The following is a 21232-nucleotide window of genomic DNA, read 5'->3' on the forward strand; positions in this document are numbered from 1 at the left end:
CGACTGTTTTCCGTCACGAGGCGCACGGCCACACGCCCGGGCTCCATGCCATCGCCTTACTGCTGCGCCCAAGCCACGCCGGGCGATGGTGCCGGGTTGGTCGGCCGCCCAGCTGCGCGGTCACCTCGGCGATGCCGTCCCGGCTGTGCTGATGCAGGGCACGGACTGGCCCCTAATGGCTTGCCGGCTCGTCGGCCATGTTCACCGGAGCCAGGGAGCAAGCGGCGCCCCAGAAGTGCGCCGTCGACGCCCGTGGCTTGCCGGCAGGAGCGGAGCGCGGCGCGTTTGGTCTCCCCTGCCTCCTTACGCGCCGCAGGGTGTGGTGTTGTTCTTCAGGGAGTGGGTGGTGTCGTTGAGTTGGTAGGAGCGCAGGTCTGCGATGGTTCCGCCGTCGGATCCGACGCACACGTGCCGGCCGAAGTAGTTGTCTTTTGGTAGACCCTCGCGGTGCGGCTGCTGTTGTTGATGACCGAGCTGCCCTTGCCGCGGATGTAGTCCGGCAGGTGCCGGACCGAGCCGTCGGTGGCGCGTTTGACGTAGGGCTGGCCCTCGAAGTGGATCTCGGGGTAGATGCACACGAATCCGCGGGGGCACTGGATCTGGTCCCGGGCAGCGGTGACGGCCGAACCGGTCCCGGCCGGCGCGGACCGGGCCTGGGCAGGGCTGACACCGGCAAGCGCCGCCGTCAGGACGACGGTCGTACTGGCGATCGTGAGAATCCTGGAAACGCGCATGTGGGACTCCTTCGGTCGGCTTCTGTCGTGCAGAGCAGCGGGCGCCGCACGGTCCGCACCCAGCCCCCTGCCGCCGGAAGCCGCGGGTACGCCCACACATCCACGCCCACCCTGCCAGCGCGATTACCGAAAGCGACAGGATCTTCACATATAGTCCCCAGTCCGGCTGGATCGCAGGGAGCGCACCGCTTCACCACTGTGCGCCGCGAATGCCCCAGCGCCGCCGCCTGGTGCTCCGACACTGCGGCGTCGGCGAGCGTGCGCGGACGTGGCGGTGCGCCTTGGTGAGGCTGTACGCGGTCATCTCCTGCAGATCGGCGGGCATCAGCCCGGTGTGTACGGCGGCGGCACTGCGGGACGCAGTGAGCGAGCGGCACTCCTGCTGACGGTGCGTCAAGTACAACAGCAGCTCGACGATGGCTCCGCCGTCTCCAAGCCGCTTTCGATATCGGTCCGGGACGTCGGGGGATCGGCTTCCACACCGAGCCCCGACGTAAGCCCAGGCGGGGTCGGCAGCCGGCCAAGGCGAGGCAGAAGTCGCACCCTGAACCGGTCGGCCCCTGGCCGGCCACCCTCTGGGGGGCGCGGGTAGAGCTGTCCGGGGGAGAGACCATGGCCCACCTGCACGACCTGATATCCGCGTTGACGAACGCTGTTCTTTCGGACACCGGGCATGCCCTTCCCGGGGAGACGTTGGAAATCGTGGTGGGCACCCGTCACGAACTCACCCTGCATCCGGCCCACGTCCACGGCCTCACCCAGCTTCTGCGTCAGGCCGTCGGCACCATCGGGGCCCGCAGCACGGTCGGGCGCGGCTGGTGCTTCCACTGCGACGGCACCGGCCGTGCCCGCCCGCTGTGGGAGCCAGCCCCCGGGCAAGCCTGATCGCGTGGGCAAGCCCAAGGCGACCCGGGCACGCCACCCGCCAGAAGCGGCTTGCCCGGGCTTTCGGCTACGAGTGCTCCCGCCCCGGGCGCAGGACATCGCCGTAGACCTGCCCGGACCACCGGGCTCGCCGGGATCCTGGCGCACGGGGACGAGGCGGGAGGTCGCCCAGCGCTCTTTCAGTGCGGTCATGACGGCCCGGACGGTGACCTCGTCCTCGCCGGTGATGTCCAGCACCACCAGGCCGGGCTCCGCGGTGTGCTGCTCGTCGACCGGCTTCATGACCGCCGCGACGGCGGGGGAGCGAGACGGTTCGCCGACGGCCTCGGCTCCACCCGCACGAGGGACTGGAACCTGGCTCGCAGCCGCAGGTATCGCCCGGCGGGACGCTCTCGTGCTGCCGGGGTGCGGCCCCCGTCGCGGCCCTGGTGGCCAGGGCCGCACCCCGTACCTCCCGAGAACGTATCCCGCGGCCGCAGGCGCCGGTGAGGCTGCGCGATCTGCGGCTACGGGGCGGGGGGTCACCCGTTCGCGCGCGGGCAGGTGCCGGACACAGAGGGTGGCAGCCGGTCTCCGGGTCGAAGGCGACGGCCTGGACATGGTCGGGCAGCTGCGGTGCGACGGCGGCCACGATCCGGCCAGCGGTCCAACCCGGTCGAGCCGGCGGTCTGGAGCTCCCAGGCCCGGTCGCCGAGCAGGCCCTGGAGCACGGAGCCGAACCCGGCCGGCTCCCGCCCGGCGCTGTACGGCGCGCGGACGGAGGCGGCGCGGGCTACGGGTCTGGCTGTTGCCGCGCTTCTTGGCGCCTCCCGGGCCTGGTGCAGTACGACCCGGGGGCGAGGTCCAGGCACCGGACAATCTCCGCAACGTCGACGACCGAGCGTGGGACGCGCGTGACGGCCCTCGGCGGCTGTGGTGAGGGCGCGTCAAGTGGCTCCCCCCTGCCGGGCGTCAGGCCAGGGCGCGGAGTGAGGTGCTCTGAAGTCGAGGATTCAGCCGGGTCGGGGCGGTATCTGGTTCCCGGATATGCTGTGATGTTTCTCTCATTGCGGTGGTTTAAGTTGCTGGACGGCGGGTCAGTTAATCAAGATTTTCTTGGATTTATTAGTGCCGAGCTCCTTGGCCGCTTGGCTAACGGAGCATCAGGCGGACTTGTTCGAGGTCTGCTCTGCGAATAGAACTGGCCCCCTCTTGATCGCTTGGGTGGGGGCTTTCCGTGCGCATCGCGCGTCCGTTCGTTGTTGTCATCGTTTTCGTCATGGCTGTTCTTGCCGGCACGGAGCAGGCCGCCCTGGCGGTCAATCAGTGGGTCATCGCCAAGAAGGTCCCGGGTGCTGGCGAGCGCCCGGAACAGGCCTGGGGCTCGGCGCGCGGCCGCGGGCATGACGCCTCCGGGGATGCCACGGACGCTGACGCCGAAGGAGGCCGCCGCGGGGCACAGAAGGCCCCCGGTGAGCTTTTGCCTGCTGCGGGCGCGGCTCCAGTGAATCTCGGCGGTGAGCCGCAGGCGAAGATTCCGCAGGTCAAGGCTGTCGATGTGCCCAAGCAGGTCGGGTCGGCCGGGTTCGACCCCAAGCGCAGCGTCGAGCAGCTCGACAAGCGTGAGCAGCGCTCTCGTACCTTCCACAACGAGGACGGCACCTACACCACGCAGTATTACGACGAGCAGGTCAATTTCCTTTCCCGTGAGGGAACTTGGAAGGCGATCGACACTTCCCTGGCTCGCCCCAAGGGCGCCTGGGCGATGAGCGCGTCCAGTTCTGGATGGGAGCCGCGGTCGACGGACGACCCGGTGTTCTTCGCCGAGCACGCGGACGGAAATCCGCTCGTGCGTCTCGGAGTCGAGGGGAAGTACTCCCTCGGATACGGCATTGAGGGCGTCGCACACTCCCAGGGCCAGGTGGCGGGCAGCAAAATCACCTACCCGGATGTGCGTCCGTCCTCGGATGTCGAACTCGTGGCGGGCGCCGACTCCATCAAGGAGACGCTCGTCCTCAAGGACAAGAGCGCGCCGACCCAGTGGCGGTTCCCGCTGGAGCTCTCCGGCCTGACGGCCAAGCTGGACGCCAACGGAAACGTCGTATACCTCGACGCGGAGGGCACTGAGCGCGGCTGGATGCCCACCGGCTGGATGGAGGACTCCAACATCGGTGAGAGGTCCAACGAGGGCGCGATCTCGGCCGGTGTGAAGTACAGCCTCGCCACCGAGGGCAGCCGCCAGGTCCTCGTGGTGACCATGGATGCCCAGTGGCTGGCGGCCCCGGAACGTGTCTACCCGGTGAAGGTGGACCCGTCGGTCGATGTGACCGGCGTCCGTGCGAACTCCGGTACCTATGTTCAGTCGCCGTACAACGCGAACAACTCCAGCAGCGACCTCCTCAAGGTCGGAACCCCCGACGGCGGTGCCTCCAAGGCCGCGGCGTTCCTCCGCTTCGACAGCGTCACCAGCAGCCTGAACAACGCGTGGGTCATCGCGGCCGACCTGAGCCTGTGGAACTCCTGGTCCTACTCCTGCAACGCGCGGCCGGTGACCGTCCACGAGATCACCTCGAACTGGTCCGAGTCCTCGACCACGACCATGCCCGGGCCCGCCACCGGGTCCGCGCTGGGCTCGAAGTCCTTCGCGCACGGCTGGCGGCCTGCGGGCGCCACCAGCTGGAACTGCGCCCCGGGCTGGGAGAGCATCTCCCTGGGAGAATCGGGGCGACAGCTCGTCGACGACTGGACCCACGGCCGCAGGGCGAACTACGGCCTGGCGGTGAAGGCCTCGACCTCGGACTCCAGCAGCTGGAAGCAGTTCCACTCCGACAGCGCCGAGGCCAACGGGGGCGCCGGCAAGCCCAGCCTGAATGTGACGTGGACCCAGTACGGTGCCACCTACCAGCTCGGCGGCTTCGTCAGGCCCATGACCGCCACCTCCGAAGGCACCTTCAAGGTCACCGTCACCAACAAGGGACAGCAGACCTGGCCGGCCGGCGGCAACTTCAAGCTCCGCTACGACCTCTACGACGCCAACAACAACCTGGTCGGTGGGGACTACTGGAGCAAGATCCGCTGGACTGACATGCCGCACGACGTCCCGCCCGGCGGCTCGGTCACGCTGGACGCGGCCATCGCTCCGCTCGCCCCGGCGACGTACACGCTGGTGTGGACGATGGACGACTACGGAGCGAGCTCGTTCCAGGCGGCAGGAGTGCCGGGCGCAGCCGTCCGCTTCGAGGCCGTCAACATTCCGCCGCAGCTGACAGGTCTGGCACCGGCGAGCGGCGCCCTCAGCGACACCCTGACCCCGACCTTGTGGGCCGCCGCCACCGACAAGGACTTCTACCCCAACAGCGCGCTGACGTACATGTTCGAGGTGTGCGAGGTCGAAGGCGCCGACACCCGCAAGAACTGCCGCCAGTCGCCATCCAGCTCCTCCCGGAGCTGGATGGTGCCCAGCGGCTGGCTCACCTGGTCCAAGAGGTACGCGTGGTATGCGTACGCCAATGACGGACAGGCCCAGTCCAGCCAGCCCGGCGCCTCCATCCTGACGACCCAGGTGCCGCAGCCCGTGATCACCTCGCACCTTGGAGGCGCTGACAGCGGCCGCAGTTTCGGCGAGCGCGCCGGCAACTACGCGACCGCCGCTACCGATGCCGCCGTGCCGGTCATCGGACCGGAACTCGCCGTCACCCGCACCTACAACTCGCAGGACCCCCGCCAGGGCAACGCCTTCGGCACGGGCTGGGCCACCCGATGGGACATGCGCGCCAAGCCCGAAGCCGACGGGAACGTCCTCATCACCCTCGCCAACGGCAGCCAGGTCCGCTTCGGCCGAAACAACGACGGCACCTACAGCGCGCCCTCCGGCTCGATGGGTGTCCTGACCGCCATACCCGGCGGCGGATGGACGCTGCGCGACGCCAGCGCCACTCTGTACACCTTCAACGCCACCGGTCTGCTGACCAAGACCACCGACGCCCACGGCCGCGAGCAGCTCCTCACCTACACCGGCGGCCTGCTGACGAAGGCAACAGACGCCCTGTCCAAGCGCACGCTGACCTTCACCTGGAGCGGCGGCCAGATCAGCTCGGTCTCCACCGACGCCATCGGCCCCGGCTCTCCGGCGCTCACCTGGACCTACACCTACAGCAACGGGCGCCTCACCAAGGTCTGCCCGCCCACCTCCACGACCGCCTGCTCCGTCTACGAGTACACCGGCGGCTCGCAGTACCGCAGCACCGTCCTCGACGCCAACCCGATCTCCTACTGGCGCCTGAACGAGGCCGAGGGCTCGACCGCCGCCAGCGAGGCGGTCTCGCGTACGGGACTGAACGCCGGCCGCTACCGCAACGTCACCCTCGGCATCCCAGGAGTCCTGACCGGCACCGGCAACAAGGCGACCACGTTCAACGGCACCACCTCCTACGTGGAACTCCCCGAAGCCACGCTCTCCTCCTCCAAGATCCTGACCGCCGAACTTTGGTTCAAGACCACCAACCCCGGCGTCCTCCTCGGATTCCAGGACAAGCGGATCACCGACGGCAAGCCGTACATGTGGAACCCGGCCCTCGTCATCGATACGTCCGGCAAGCTTCGCGGCGGCTTCGAGCTCGCCGGCGAATGGAAAGCCCCGATGACCTCGACCGCCGTGGTCACGGACGGAACATGGCACCACGCGGTCCTCACCAGCAACGGAACCGGCGAAACCCTCTACCTCGACGGTCAGAGCGTCGGCTCGCGCACCGGGACCGTGGACCACAGCGCCAAGACGTTCACCTACCTGGGCGCCGGCTTCTCCAGCGTGGCCTGGGACGGCAACCCCGCCCAGGAGGTCCGCTACTTCAACGGCGCCATGGACGACGTCGCCGTCTACCACCGCGCCCTGGACGCCGGCACGGTCCGCGCCCACTACGACGCACGCACCGGCACGTCCAAGCTGACCAAGTCCACACTGCCCTCAGGTCGGACCGCCGCCCAGATCGCCTACGACAGCGACACCGAGAGAGCCACCCAGGTCACCGACCAGTCCGGCGGCACCTGGCAGATCTCCGCACCCCGCTACTCCGCAGGCTCCCAGGCCTACGCGTCCGCCGTGCAGGGGACGAGCCCGGTCAACTACTGGCGCCTGGGCGACACCAGCGGAGCGGCCGCCGCCGACGAGATATCCAGCGGTGGAAACGGCTCGTACCACGAGGGTGTCACCCTCGGCTCGGTCGGCGCCTTTCTCGACGGAGACGACGGCTCGATCACCCTTGACGGCACCAAGGGCGCCGTCGACGTCCCCGCCGAAACCATCGGCGGCGCAACCACCCTCGCCGTCGAGATGTGGTTCCGCACCGACAAGCCCAACGGCGTCCTCGTCGGACTCCAGAACGCCGACCTCGGTACCACCCCCACCCAATGGAACCCCAGCCTCCTCATCGACGCCGACGGCAAACTCCGCGGCGAACTGTGGCGCGGCACCAAGGGCACCTCGATCACCAGCACCCAACCGGTGACCGACAACCAATGGCACCACGTCGCACTCACCGGCGGCGCCGCAGGCCAGACGATGTACCTGGACGGCGCGAAGGTCGGCTTCCAGGCCGGCGCCGTCAAGCCCGAGACCGTCGTACAGGCCTACCTCGGCGCCGGCTACTCCCACTGGGCCTGGGACGGACGACCGGAAGGCACGCGCTACTTCTCCGGCCAGCTCGACGAGGCCGCGTTCTACAACAAGGAACTCAGCGCCGCCACCGTCGCCGACCACTACAAGGCCCGCACCCGCCTCGTCACCGGCAGCGGCGACCAGTACCAGGGCGCCGTCATGGCAGACGCCCCCACCAGCTACTGGCAGCTCGACGAGACCACCGGAACCCGCGTCACCAACAAGATCACCGCAACCGGCGGCAACGGCACCTACACCAAGGCAAAACTCGCCACACCCGGCACCTTCGGAAGCGGCGACCGCACCGCAGCCGAATTCACCGGCGACGGCTACGCACAGCTCCCCGGCGCCGGGATCATCCCCGACACCGACCTCTCGGTCGAGCTCTGGTTCAAGACCAGCAAGCCCGGCGTCCTCCTCAGCAACCAGACCCAGCCGCTCCCTGAGGCATCGGCCAACTGGGCACCCGTGCTCTACGTAGGCGCCGACAACAAGCTCCACGGTCAGTACTTCACCCCGGGCACCACGCCCACCAACACCTCACCGGGCACGGTGACGGACAACCAGTGGCACCACGCAGCCCTCACCGCCCAGGGCTCCACCCAGACGCTGTATCTCGACGGCGCCCAGGTCGCCCAGGCCAACAACGTTCCCGTCGACCACGAAACCAACAAGCACACCTACATCGGCGCCGGCTATACCAAGGCCTGGCCCGCCTCCCCAGGTGACGGCATCACCTACTTCACCGGTCAGCTCGACGAGGTCGCCGTCTACCCCCGCCCCCTGACGGGCGAGCAGATCGCGAAGCACTACAACGCCCGCACCCTCGCCTCGGGCTCCTCCCTCTCGTCGACCGTCACCGTCACCAACCCCATGGGTGCCAAGACCACCAGCACCTATGACGCTGTCCGCGGCCAGCGCCGTACCGCATCGACCGACGCGGAGGGCGGCGTGACGACCTACGCCTACGACACGGGCGGCTTCCTCCACACCGTCACCGACCCCAACGGCCATGCGACCGTCACCGGCCACGACGAGCGCGGCAACACCGTCTCGACGACCAACTGCCGGGATGCGGATTCCTGCTGGACCTCGTTCGCCGAGTACTACTACAACGCTGCCGACCCCCTGGACCCGAAGAACGGCAAGCGGACCGCCGTCCGCGATGCACGCTCGACGGGCGCAACCGACGACCGTTACAGGACGACCACCTCCTACACGTCACTCGGTCTGACGGACGCCGTCACACTCGCCGACGGCCGTACGTTGAAGAGCACCTACACCACCGGCAACGAGCCTGCCGTCGGTGGCGGAAACACTCCCGCAGGCCTGGTCGCCACCCGTAAGACGCCTGGCGGAGCCACCGTCTCCTACAGCTACTACGCGAGCGGGGACACAGCACAGTCGACGGCGGCCTCCGGCCTGGTCATCAAGTACACCTACGACGGCATCGGCCGAACGGCGACCGAGACTCAAATTTCGGCGACACAGCCCGAGGGCGTGACGACCGGATTCACGTACAACGCCATGTCCAGGATCACCTCCGGGACCGGGCCCGGAGTGAAGAACGAGATCACCGGCGTCACCCACACCGCCCGCACCTCACGCACATACGACGACGACGGCAACCTCCTGACGGAGTCGACCGAGGACACCACCGGCGGAGACCCGAAGCGCACCAACACCTACCGGTACAACACGCGTGGCCTCAACGACAGCCGCGTCGACGCAGCCGGCAATGAGGCCACCTACGGGCACGACGCACTGGGTCGGATCAACCGCGAGACGGACCCCACGGGCAACGTCACCACCTACACCTACACCCCGCGCGGCCAGGTCGCCGAGACAGTCCTCAAGGACTGGACGGGCGATCCTTCCGGCCAGACGCGTGACCTGGTCACGGCCTCCTACTCCTACGACCCTGCAGGCCGCCTGGCTTCCACGACCGATGCCATGGGCGCCACCACCGCGTTCACCTACTTCGACGACGGCCTCAAGGCCAAGGTCACGGCCAAGGACGTCAGCCAGTCCGACGGCAGCAAGCACGACATCGTCCTGGAAGCCAACGAATACGACGGCGCGGGCCACCTCACCCAGCAGACCACCGGCGGCGGCCGCACCACGGTGACCAGCACCGTCGACGCTACCGGCCGCACCACGCGCACGGTGATCGACCCCAACGGCCTCAACCGTGTGACGACCATGGCCTACGACGGCGATGACAGGATCACCGAGTCGACGCAGTCCATCGACGGCTCCGGCAAGAAGCTGACCGCCACCACCGAGTACGACGCAGGCGGCAACCCCAAGAAGTCCACCATCACCGACGGCACCGGCACCCGAACCAGCTCGGCCACCTTCGACCAACGCGGACTTCCGCTCACCGAAGTCAGCCCCCGGGGCAACACCACCACCAACCGCTACGACACACTCGGACGGCTGGTCGAGCAGACCGCGCCACAGGTCCAGGCCGAGGAGAACGGCGGCACGGCCACCCCTGTCACACCCAAAACCCTCACCGGCTACAACACCTTCGCCGAGACCACCGAGACACGTGACGCACGCGGCATGGTGACCCGAGTCGAGACCGACAAGCTGGGCCGCCCCACCGCGGTCACGCTCCCCGACTACACCCCGCCGGGCGGCACGAAGATCACCGCCGTGGCACGCACCGCCTACGACCCGCTCGGCCGCCCCACGTCGCAGACCGACCCCCTCGGACGGGCCACACTCTTCGACTACGACCAGCTGGGCAACCTGATTCGCAAGACCGACCCCGCAACCGCAGCGACGGGTCTCCAGGCCCCGGGAGCCGCCACCTTCAACGGCACCAGCACGTCCCTCTCCGGCGGCGGCGTCAGCACCTACACGTGGACACCCACCGGCCTGCCCCTTTCCGCGACCGACCCCACCGGCGCCCGCACCGAAGCGACCCACGACCAACTCGGCCGCCAGCTCACCGCGACCACCGTCGAACGAAAGCCCACCCCCCAGAATCTGGTGTCCCGATACACCTGGGACGACGCGAGCAACCAGACGGCATCCACCACGCCTGCCGGCCGCAAAACCACAGCCACGCACAGCACGGCCGGCGAAGTCCTGACGGTGACCGACCCCCAGGGCGGCATCACCCGGTTCGTCTATGACGGCCTCGGCCGCACCATCGAGACCAAGGACGCCACCGCCCGCAAGACCACCACTACGTACGACGTCCTGGGCGCACCCCTCACGGCCACTGACTTCGGTACCGGAAACACCGCCCTGCGCACGGTCTCCTCCGAATACGACGCCGACGGCAACCTGACGGCATCCACCTCCGCCACCGGCTCCCGCCGCACCTACACCTACGACGCACTCGGCCGCAAGACCAAGCAGACCGAGCCCATCACCGGTACCGACTCGATCACGACCTCCTTCGGCTACGACTCGGCGGGCAACCAGACCCGCCTGACCGACGGCCGCGGCAAGGCCACCTCCTACACCTTCACGCCGTGGGGCCTGCCGGAATCGACGATCGAACCGCCCACCACCCAGCACTGGAACCCAGACGTCCGCACCTGGACCACCACCTACGACGCCGCAGGCCAGCCGATCAGCGAACTCCTGCCCGGCAACGTCAAGCGCCAGCGCACCTACGACGCCCTCGGTCGCCTCACCAACGAAACCGGCACCGGTACCGCAGCGGCCACCCGCCCCCGCACGCTCTCCTACGACCTCGCAGGCCGCATGACAGGCTCCGGCGGAGACGGCGTCCTGGCCGACAACTCCTACACATACAACGACCGCGGACAGCTCCTCACTACCGATGGCCCTTCGGGCAAGTCCGCCTACACCTATGACGCCGACGGCAGCATGACGTCCCGCAAGGACGCGTCCGGCACCACGGCATTCACCTACGACGTGAACGGCCGACTCGACACTGCCCTCGACCCGCTCACCGGCACCCAGATACAGACCGACTTCGACGCAGCCGGCCGCCCCACACTCGAGCAGTACGCACGCCCCGGCACGGGCGGCACCTACACGCCCACCGCTAAGCGCACCTACACCTACGACAGCCTGGGCCGCCTCACCAAGGACACCGTCACCCGGACCGCAGGCGGCGACGTCCAAGGCCAGGCCTACGACTACGACCTCGCCGACCAACTGGTGAAGAAGACCACCACCGGCACCACCGGCGCGGCCCCCAACACCTACACGTACGACCTCGCCGGCCGCATGACCTCATGGAACGACGGCACCTCCAGCACCCCATACGAGTGGGACAACGCCGGCAACCTCACCAAGCGGGGCAACACCACCGGCACCTACGACTCCCGCAACCGCCTGGAGACCTGGGGCACCGAAACCTACGCCTACAGCGCCCGCGGCACAGAGAAAACCATCACGGAAACCGCAGGCGCCACCCGCACCATCCAGACCGACGCCTTGGAACGCACCATCACCAACGGCACCAGCACCTTCACCTACGACAGCCTCGACCGCGTCATGACGCACAACGGCACCGCCTTCACCTACGACGGGGGTTCCAACAACCTGGTCACCGACGGCGCCAACACCTACACCCGCCTGCCCCACGGGACCGTCCTGTCCACCGGAGTCACCGGGCAGACCGCAACAGCACGCCTCGCCGTGACCGACCAGCACACCGACCTGGTCGCCAGCCTGGTGCCCGACGGAACCGCCGTCGCTGGCTCCCGCGCCTTCGACCCCTTCGGGAAGGCCACCGCCAGCCAGGGAAGCAACCCCAACGTCGGCTTCCAGTCCGGCTGGACCGACTCAGCGACCGGCGAAGTCAATATGGCCGCTCGCTGGTACCAGCCCGGCATCGGCAGCTTCACCAGCCGCGACACCTGGCAACTCGACCCCAACCCGTCCGTCCAGGCCAACCGCTACACCTACGCCAACGCGAGCCCCCTCAACGCCACCGACCCGACCGGGCACGACACCACGACCGACACGCGGATTTACCTGGCCCCCGAGCGCACGCAACCCCCAGCCGGGAGCTATTGGAATACGGCCTTCACAGCACTTTCGTGGGGAGTCAGGGCGAACCCGATCGGCATCTCCGTCCGTGTCTTCGGGGAGGTTATGGCCCCGACGCCGGCGTACGCTCCCGAACCGCGTCGCTTTGGGTCCAGCATCTTCGGAAGTGGGTGCAACCACTGGTTGTGTGGCGTGGGCTCGTTCCCCACCGGCGGAAGCCGTGTTTACCCGCAGCAGAACACCCGGGCAGACGGCGGGTCACGTGGCAGGTCACGCGGCGGGTCAGGCGGTGGGTCAAGCGCACCTCCATGCCGGCGGTACTGCACGCTGTCCACTCCGGTCGGGCCGCCTCCGCCTCCGCCCCCGCCGCAGAACCCCAATGAACCGGCCAGCGAACTCATCGTCCGAATCAACTGGGATCCGAAGAACGGAAGCTGGGACCCCAGCAAGGGCTGGGACACAGTCCTTGACGCGAACAGTCTGTTGGCTCAGATCGCGAACGGTGCCGCCCTCACCCCCGACCAGGCGCCGGATCCTATTGCGGGTTACAGCGCGGTGCCAGGCAGCAACCCGGGCGCAGGAGATGACGATGATGCCTGTGACACCGGGGCTGGTTGGGACGGGAACAAGGTCTACCTTCCCAGGATGCGCCACGCTGGCGCATGCGTGGCGACGGGTGCTTACGCCGCACTCACTCAGCTCGACTACACTCCTCCGCCTCGGCCAGCTCTGAAGTTCCCCTTGCTCGGTCTCAAAGACCTCCCATCGGATGATCGCGCGCGTGGGCATCTAATAGGATTCGCGATGGGTGGATCGAATAAGGACACGCGGAACTTCGTTCCTATGTATCAAGCGGCAAATCAGGCAATGTACGACCATGCGGAAGATGTGGTTGTGAAATCGATTAAGGACGGGGGGCATCAGTTTGTGGATGTGCGGCCTGTCTACGGTGACGCGAGCTCCCCGATTCCTACGAAGATAAAATTCACGTCCTTCGGCACGAAAGATGTTCGATGCGAATTCGATAACACTGCTGCGGCCACTTATAAGTGCTGGTGAGGAGATTTCTATGGGCGACTCTTTTGCTCAACTGGTTGAGATCCTGGGGCCATCGCCATGGCGCGAGGAGAGAAGCCTCGCAAAGGTGGAGGAAGACTGGGCGGTACGGTTGCCTCCTGAGATCCATAGGGTCGCATGTTCCTATGGAGACGCTCTGATCGATGACTTCATGTTCATTTATGGGCCCCGAACCCTTAAGGAGAAGGGGGTCTGGATGAGCGATTATGTTGAAGGTGGCGGCTCCCGTCACATCGTAAATCCAGTCCTCCCGCGGCCTGGTGGGATGCTGCTCTGGGGGCACACCATCGAAGGTGATCGTCTCTTTCTTGTTCCGGACGGTAGCGCGGGGAATTGGACGGTCGCGGCCTTCCGGCGGAACTGGGGTGATTGGCACGAAACGGAAATTGGTGTCGAGGAATGGCTCCTGGGTGTTTTTCGTGGCGAGATAGAAACTGATTGGCTGCCAGAGTGGCCCAAGCGACACGATTTTGAGCTTAGTAACTGAAATCGTCCGACATTCGGTTGGCTGTCCTCGGGCTCCTCACTCAAAGGAAAGCTCGGCAGAGTAGGGCTGGGAATGAGCCGGGGAAGGGCTTTGTACGGCTGCACGTGAACTTCAGCCGCAGCACCATCCTTCCTTGCCAGCCCCGGCCGCCTGGGGCCGAGAACACGGACCTTGCCATACCCCGTGTGGGTCGGCCCCAGGGCAGTCACATCAGACCAGCGCAGGCCGCGGCTGCTAACGAGCTCGTGCATGGTTGGCGGTGATGCGTCGGAAGGTGCGGGCCGGCCAGGTGGTCACTGTCGCTGATGGCCGCTGAGGGTGGCGGTCTGCTGGTGTGAGAGCAGGCTGGCGACCGCTTGGATCGTGTCGCTCATGTGCTCGCGGCGGCCGTGGTGGCGGGCGAGGGCTCGCCAGTTCTTGAGGTGTGCGATGCCGTGCTCGACCCGGATCCGGCGCGAGGAGTGCGCCTTGCGTTGGCGCTCGTAGTCTCCTCGTACCACTCCGGCGGGTTCCTCTTGAACTTGCGGTGCGGTGGCGTCACGGTGCGGCCGCCGGCCTGGGCTCCCAGGCCCTGGTAGCCGGCGTCAGCGAGGATCTCCACGGCCACGGGGCTGTCAGTCAGGTGCTTGACCAGGCCTAACTGCCGCGCGTGGGTGATGTCGGCGCAGCTTGCGGGCTGGGCTGGGCTGCAGAACAGGAGCCTGCCGTCGGTGTCGGTGAGGACCATGGCCTTGACCGCGTTCTGCTTGTTCTTGCCGGAGATGAACTTCTCCTGGTCCTTGCGGCCGATGGCGGGCCGGCGGACCCGGATCTCGGTGCCGTCGATGATCCCGGTCTGTCCGCTGGCTCCCAGGTGGTCGATGACCTCGGCGAGGGTGCGGAGTCGGATGCCGGGCGCGATGGTGCAGCCGCGGGTTGCCAGCAGCGGACGCACCTCTCCGATGGCACGGGTGATCGTGGAGCGGTCGACGCCGAATCAGCAGGCCAGCACGTCGTGAGTGGCACCGTGGCGAAGGTGGACGAGCGTGGCCAGGAGCCGGTCGATGAAGACCAGCCGGTGCTTTGCACCGGCGCCGACGGCCCGCTGGCGTGGCCTGGACTCCAGTCTCGCCTGATGTCGTTCGTGCCATAACGGGCCTGCCTCGGCAACGAGTTCGGCGATCACGTCGGCCGAGAGCCCTGTGATCCTCCGGTCGCTGATGATCTCTGCACGAGTCCTGTTCCCCACCACACGAACATGATCAGGGACCAAGCCGCCCCGACGCATCACCGCCAACCATGCACGAGCTCGTTAGGTCTGGTCGGGGACGACGTCCAGGTCGCGACGCATTGCTTCACGGAGGGCTCGGGCAGCGGTCTCGTAGGCTGTGCGCCTTGCCCGGTACGTCTCGTTTTCGGAAGTGGCTCCGTTCAGCACCTGCGCCCTCACCTGTTCAGTGAGTATCAGAACCTCCGTCGGCGCACAGAGCTGCATCAGCCGAAGGCGCCGGTGACATGACCGGCTCCGAGGACTCGGCGCTTGGGACGAGGCCGTCTGCCCGAGCTTGGATTCAGACCGAGCCGTTCTGCGGATCGCCTCTGTATGCGGTGGAGACGGCGAGCAGTGCGCGGCGGCTGGCGATGGTCTGGGGATGATCAGGCCCCAGAACGCGTACGCAGTCCGTGACGAGGTCGGAGCAGAGGCGGAGTGCGCTTTCAAGGTCGCCTGCGGCGGCCGTGTGCTGTGCATGCTGCCTACGGCTGAGGAGAGTGTCAGGGTGGTCGGCTCCCACGAGACGGCTCTCGTCCACGACGAGGACTGCCATGAGGTCGCGTGCGGCTTCGTGGTCGCCGGCCTCACCGGTGTAGTAAGCATGCTGCCGCCGGTTGGCGCGGACCTGGGCAGGATTGCGGCCCAGGACTCGCTCGCAGTCAGCGACGAGGACCCAGTACAGATCACGGGCAGCGCCGGGGTCACCTGCTGCACCGGTGCATTCAGCATGTTCCTGACGGCTGATAAGCACATCAGTGTGGTCGGGCCCCCACGCGCGTTCGCAGCGGGTGATGAGGTGGAGGTAGAGATCGCGAGCGGTCTCCAGGTCTCCGGCTTCAGCGGTGTAGAAGGCCCCCTGGTACCAGCAGACGAGGGTGATCGGATGGGTGCCCCCCAGAACACGTTCGCAGTCCTCCACGAGGTCGGCGTACAGATCACGGGCGGTCCCGGGCTCCCCGGCCGCGCCGGTGCAGTCGGCATGCTGGTGGCGGCTGCGGAGCGTCTCGGGATGATCCGGCCCCAGGACACGGCATTCATCAGTGATGAGAGAGGCTGTAAGGCCGCGCGCAGTGTCAGGGTCGCCAGCAGCGCTGATGTAGTAGGCGTGCTGGTGGCGGCTGAGGAAGGTGTGCGGGTGCCCGGCCCCCAGGACGCGTTCGCGATCAGTGACGAGGACACGATAGAGCTCGCTCGCGGCGGCAGGGTCCCCCGCGGCCCCCGTGTAGTGGGCGTGCTGGTGCCGGCTGGTGAGGGTGTCGGGATGGTCGGGCCCCAGGACCCCGGTCCGGAGATCGACCAGGTAGGAGTACAGGTCACGTGCGGTACCGGGATATCCGGCTTCACCGGCGTAATGGGCGTGCTGATGCCGGCTGGAGAGGGTCTGGGGATGTTCGCGTCCCAGGACGCGTTCGCGATCGAGAACGACGGCGCCCATGAGTTCCAGCGCGTCGACCACATCAGCGGCTACACCCGTGTCATACGCGTGCTGGTGCCGGCTGGTGAGGGTGTGCGGATGGTCAGGCCCCAGGACGCGTTCGCGATCGAGCATGACGTCCCCCATGAGATCGCGCGCGGTGCCAGGGTCGCCGGCCGCACTGGTGTAGTGGGCGTGCTGATGGCGGCCAGCAAGGGTGTGCGGGTGGTCAGGGCCCAGGACCCGCTGACAGTCGGCCACGAGTTCGGCATACAGCTCACGCGCGGACGCAAGGTCCCCGACCGTGCCGGTGTAGTGAGCATGCTGCAGGCGGCTAGTGAGGGTGAGCAGATGGTCAGCGCCCAGCATCCCCTGGCAGTCGGCCACGAGTTCGGCAAACAGCTCACGCGCGGACGCAAGGTCCCCGGCCACACCGACGTAGTGAGCATGCTGCTGGCGGGTCATGAGAGTGCTGGAATGTTTCGACCCCAGAAGCCGCTTCCGATGAGCAACCAGGGCGGAGAAGAGATCACGCGCCCCGGCAGCATCGCCAGCTTCACCCGTGTAACAGGCATGCCGGTGGCGGCTGAAGAGGGTCGCTGGATGCTCAACCCCCAGAACACGCCCACGTACCAGGACGAGACCCGCCGTCAGGTCGCGTGCCGCGGCTGGATCGCCCGCCGCCCAGGTGCACTCGGCAACCATGTCCTGGGCGCACAGCGATTCCTCATGCTCTGGCCCCAGATAGCTGGCCGATTTGGCGGCCAGCAACCGATACAGATGGGCCGCTTCCGGAAAGTCTCCCGCCCGCAAGGCAGCCTCCGCCGCAGTAAGCAGCTGTACGGCTGAGCCGGCCGTGCCCGAGACGAAGGGGCGAACCGTATCGCCGCACTCAACAGCGATGCGGCTGATGGTCTCATCCACCGCAACCCGCACCCGCTCCACCAGATCCCCGGTGCCGCCAAGCTGAAAACCTCCGGCCGCTCCGCCTCCCCCACACACCAAGGCAAGATCGCGTAGGCGACTGCCCAGGTCGGACTCCTCCCCCGGCAGGCGGGTGAGCTCATCAGCAAGCCCGTAGACCTGATCTTCCAAGGCAGCCGACAGGGCCGAAGCCTGCTGCAAGCGCTCCTGGGCGTGGACGAGCTCGTTCACCCACCGGCCCAGATTCGCCCGCGCCGTAGCAAGCCGCCGCTGGACGCCCCGCCGCTCCCCACCGCTAGCGACCTGATCGCGTTCGTCCATAAGAACGTCAATCTGACCCGTACAGTGATGAATCATGCTGTCCAAGGCCCAGACCAGTTGCCTCAGATAGTCAGCTGACTGACGGATGTCCGCCTGCTGACCCATAACCAGGGCCATGCGGTCATACGTCGCAGCCCCCAGCGCCCAGACCTTGGCGCCGTCGGCCATCTCAGCTTCTACATCTGCATCGGCTTCCGGGGAAGGAGCCAAGCCCGCCGACGCCGGGGACGGACGCATCGCCCTGCCGAGCACAATAAAGGCTTCGATCTCCCGGACCTGACGCAACTCCGCAGAAACAGTCGCTCCGATCAGCGCCCTCACGAACCCCGGAGGAGGTATCTGACCACTCAAGTAGAAAGCAATGTTGCTGGCGGAGTACCCGATTTCACCCGACAGGACGAGTAAATCCTTGCCAGCACTGTCCACCCGAGCACGCAAGTACTCGGACAGCTCGCCCGCCGCCGGATTAACCGGCTGCATCACTTCCCACTGCCCGCCCGGACCAGTACCCTCTCCAGCCACCATGCCCCCCTGCCGTGCGTATGCGCCTGCATTCCTGCCCCGCGCAGCTCCCGCTGCACTGGTACTCCGCCCCCTTGTACTCCTCTTTCGAACATCCCGCCCCCGCAGGAGACCTCAGACGTACAGCATGTCCACCAGCTCCAGCTGCTTAACCTGCCCCGCGAACCTTCCTCGCAGCCGCCTATCCGGTTCGAAGACCTGACGATCCCCGGTGTCCAGCCGCCAGTCCAACAGCGCAACCCTTAATCATCCAACCACTGCAGACTGCAAAAAAGTAATCCCACAAAGAAGGGAGAACCCTATGGATAAGCGTGATGTTTTCACAGCAGCGGTGCAGAGATGGGTAGAACGCGACGAAGCCAACGACCCATGGACCGACCCACTGGAGACTGACAAGCTGATGAAGAGGGCACTCGCTTCCTACAAGCCACCGCCCCCGCCAATTACTTCGAGTCCAGAGGGCCCGAGCCCGCAGCAGCAGTGGAAGTGGCTTCAAGATTTCCTTGCCAAGACCTCCAGAAGAGAGAATTGAGTTGATGACCTGTAGCGGGGAGGGACGCCGATGCACAGCTGTGCGGCGCCCACTCCCCTCTCTCGGTCTATCCAAACGGAAACGCCGCGTCAGCTTCGCTCTGAAACCCCGGAATCTCCGTCTTCTGTAGATTCGTCGATCTCGGCAGGCTCCTCAGCCGGCCTGGGGCCAGTCGCAGACGTCTGGTTCAGCGCGCTAGGCCGGCTGCCCTCGCGCTGCGATGCGCTGAACTTCTCGAACAGCACGCTTACACCGAGGGCAACGGTGATGACGGCCGTGGGGCTGACGCCCAGGATGACAAGGATGATGCCGGTGGCCAGAGCAGCCAGATAGGCGATCAGAGCCTCTCGGCAGCGGCCGGGAGAGCCCTTAGGGTGGTTCATGGTGCCTCCTCGCGGGGGTGCTGAGGGCCTGCCGGATGGTTGCGATGCCGAGCCCGGCAGGCCCTCCCTGAGCAAGCTCTTTCAGGAGAAAGGGCTGCTGGTACGACCCTGCTGTGCTGGAATGACCTGCAGCAAACGGCATCCGGACAACTCCGGAGAACGACTCGACGGAGCCCCTGCCCAGTCGTCCGAGGGCGCGGGTGGGGATGGGGCGCATGGATCAACCTCGGAAGACCGGCAGGCGCTGGGGGCCGACTCGCGGCACCCAGGCCGAGCTCAACAACTTAGCGATCTTGCTGCGGGGGTGGCTCGATGTCTCCGGTGTCAGGATCAGCGGCCTGCAGAGCCAGCTGACTTCCGAACACTTTCACGACCTCGATAAAGTGCCGTCTACTTCGACTATCTCCGAGTGGCTCAGTGGCATAGCACTGAGGTGGGATTTCGTAGAAGCCGTGATCGACATCTGCTCCGAAAGCGCCGAAGTCGCCATGTCCAGACGGAGCGAGGCACGCAGCATCTGGAACGCCGCCGAGAAAAGTAAGCGAGATCGACAGAACAGCAACCCGCGGCCAGAAGCCGTCCATCCCCTTTCTCAGGACCAGCTGCTCAGCTGGCTTGCAAAAGCCCCGGCCGTCCCGCCTGTAGAACGGGCGTCCGACATTTCAGTCCGATCCACCGCGCAGCGAATCTCGGACCTTGTATCAGAGGAAACCGTCTCCGGTCTCATCGAAGGGCTGCTGGACAACCTGCACCCTCGAACATGGGAAATTCTCGTAAATGAGCTGCGGGAACAAGGGAAAAGTCTTCACGCCGTGCAGCTTATGCAGGATCTGGGCAGCCGCGGAGACCCGCAAAAGATCATTCCAGTCGTAGAGTTCCTTCGCACCGACGGGCATTTCGGTGACGATCGCATTCTCCTCGATTCGATTGCCAAGAATCGCACAGTGCGAGACTTGCTCACTATTATCGAGGCGTTCCGCAGAGACGGTCAAAATCTCTCGGCCTACGTTGTCACTGAGAGGGTTGGCGTCGTCCGGAACACCTTCTCGACGGTCGAAATCATTCTTGACTTCAAGGAGAAGAAAGAGACGGAGGCACTAGCAGGAATTCTCAGGGGTGCGGGCAAATGGCGCGATGGGCCAGCACTTGCTGAGCTAATCAACCAGCTCAGAGTACGAGGCATCGGTGAATGCGCAGACCTAACCCTGATGGCGGCAGGGTCTGAGAGGGCAGCGTCAAGTTTTCCGCATCTGGTTAAGGCCATCAAGGACACATGCGAGCCGGGAGACATTGTCAAGCTTGCCCATGCTATTGGATCCATGCGGTCCCGGCCGCGACTGAAGCCACTAGAAGACACCCTGTGGAAGACGAATCACACCGACATTCTCAGTCTGATTCGTATATTCGGCAGCGGCCGTAGCTCAGGTGACAGTTGAGGCGCGATCTGCCGCAAGCCACCCTGCACCGAATAACAAACGAAACACCCTGACCGAATACAAAGTTGAAATCCACATGCGCATTCTGCAGGTGGCGAGGAAAACAGAATGTTGTCGTCGCCAGGTGTCGTCTTGTGCGCGGCCTAGTGGTGGCGGGAAGTTCTGGGTCTTACACAGGCCATCGGTTGTGATGCACACGCTTCATGCGCGGGCATGTGTTTGACTCGGAGGCCAGCGTGCTGGAGCCGAGTGATGTCCGGTGGATTCGCAGTCAGTACATGCTGCATCACGCGTGAGGGATGCCGGGACGCTGCGTGGCCCGTGGCGGTCCGGGATTTTCTGCGTGCAGGGGAACCGCAGTTGGCCGGGGACGGCTGAGGGGTAGCCCAGTCGATGGTCCGTCAGCCGGCCTTCCGGGAGGTGGTGGTGGAAAATCCCGGATACTACACAGGTGAGAGCACGATGCATCAGCCACCATCCACCTTTGCCAGCGCGGCGGAGCCGCAGGGCGGGAGCGTCAGCGGACGCCCCGTCCCGGGGAGCGCAGCGGACCGGGCCGGAGTCCCGCTTGCGGGGCTCCACCTATCCGCTTGCGCGGATAGGTACTTCTGAATTCCGCTTGCGGAATTCAATGCCTGCGCTTGCGC

9 protein-coding genes and 1 pseudogene are annotated in these 21232 nt (G+C 66.4%); 4 read left to right on the top strand and 6 right to left on the bottom strand.

What is annotated here, in order from left to right:
* Positions 1–332: 332 nt before the first annotated feature.
* Positions 333–734, bottom strand: a complete 402-nt coding sequence (locus ACWGIU_RS05085; protein WP_453702536.1) for a peptidase inhibitor family I36 protein — start codon at positions 732–734, stop codon at positions 333–335.
* Positions 735–1346: 612 nt separating this feature from the next.
* Here ACWGIU_RS05085 and ACWGIU_RS05090 point away from each other — a divergent pair.
* Positions 1347–1619 carry a hypothetical protein gene (locus ACWGIU_RS05090; protein WP_453702551.1) on the top strand — a complete coding sequence of 91 codons (273 nt, stop codon included), beginning with the start codon at positions 1347–1349 and terminating at the stop codon, positions 1617–1619.
* 180 nt (positions 1620–1799) lie between these two features.
* On the opposite strand, the pseudogene ACWGIU_RS05095 reads toward ACWGIU_RS05090, so the two are convergent.
* Positions 1800–2219 (bottom strand): annotated as a pseudogene (locus ACWGIU_RS05095) (DUF6207 family protein); the annotation flags it as partial.
* Positions 2220–2877: 658 nt separating this feature from the next.
* On the opposite strand from ACWGIU_RS05095, the gene ACWGIU_RS05100 reads away from it, so the two are divergent.
* Together ACWGIU_RS05100 and ACWGIU_RS05105 are read left to right on the top strand one after the other, a co-directional pair.
* On the top strand, positions 2878–13296 hold the full coding sequence (locus ACWGIU_RS05100) for a LamG-like jellyroll fold domain-containing protein (protein ID WP_453702538.1): 10419 nt from the start codon (positions 2878–2880) through the stop codon (positions 13294–13296).
* Positions 13297–13306: 10 nt separating this feature from the next.
* Positions 13307–13801 carry a hypothetical protein gene (locus ACWGIU_RS05105; protein WP_453702540.1) on the top strand — a complete coding sequence of 165 codons (495 nt, stop codon included), beginning with the start codon at positions 13307–13309 and terminating at the stop codon, positions 13799–13801.
* Positions 13802–14171: 370 nt separating this feature from the next.
* Here ACWGIU_RS05105 and ACWGIU_RS05110 read toward each other — a convergent pair whose 3' ends face one another.
* The 4 genes from ACWGIU_RS05110 to ACWGIU_RS05125 all read right to left on the bottom strand — a co-directional run bounded on the left by ACWGIU_RS05110 (position 14172) and on the right by ACWGIU_RS05125 (position 19149).
* A complete protein-coding gene (locus ACWGIU_RS05110) occupies positions 14172–14735 on the bottom strand; it encodes a transposase family protein (RefSeq protein ID WP_453702542.1) in 564 nt (187 codons plus the stop codon).
* A 42-nt stretch (positions 14736–14777) separates the two neighbouring features.
* A complete protein-coding gene (locus ACWGIU_RS05115) occupies positions 14778–15032 on the bottom strand; it encodes a hypothetical protein (protein ID WP_453702544.1) in 255 nt (84 codons plus the stop codon).
* Positions 15033–15351: 319 nt separating this feature from the next.
* Positions 15352–18237, bottom strand: a complete 2886-nt coding sequence (locus tag ACWGIU_RS05120) for a tetratricopeptide repeat protein (RefSeq protein ID WP_453702545.1) — start codon at positions 18235–18237, stop codon at positions 15352–15354.
* A gap of 618 nt (positions 18238–18855) precedes the next feature.
* Complete coding sequence (locus ACWGIU_RS05125) at positions 18856–19149, bottom strand: hypothetical protein (RefSeq protein ID WP_453702547.1); 294 nt, start codon at positions 19147–19149, stop codon at positions 18856–18858.
* Positions 19150–19364: 215 nt separating this feature from the next.
* On the opposite strand from ACWGIU_RS05125, the gene ACWGIU_RS05130 reads away from it, so the two are divergent.
* The gene (locus tag ACWGIU_RS05130; protein ID WP_453702549.1) at positions 19365–20585 is read left to right on the top strand and encodes a hypothetical protein; all 1221 of its coding nucleotides are present in this window, start codon (positions 19365–19367) and stop codon (positions 20583–20585) included.
* The last annotated feature ends 647 nt before the right edge of the window (positions 20586–21232 follow it).

It is taken from the genome of Streptomyces sp. NPDC054840 (genome assembly GCF_053611065.1).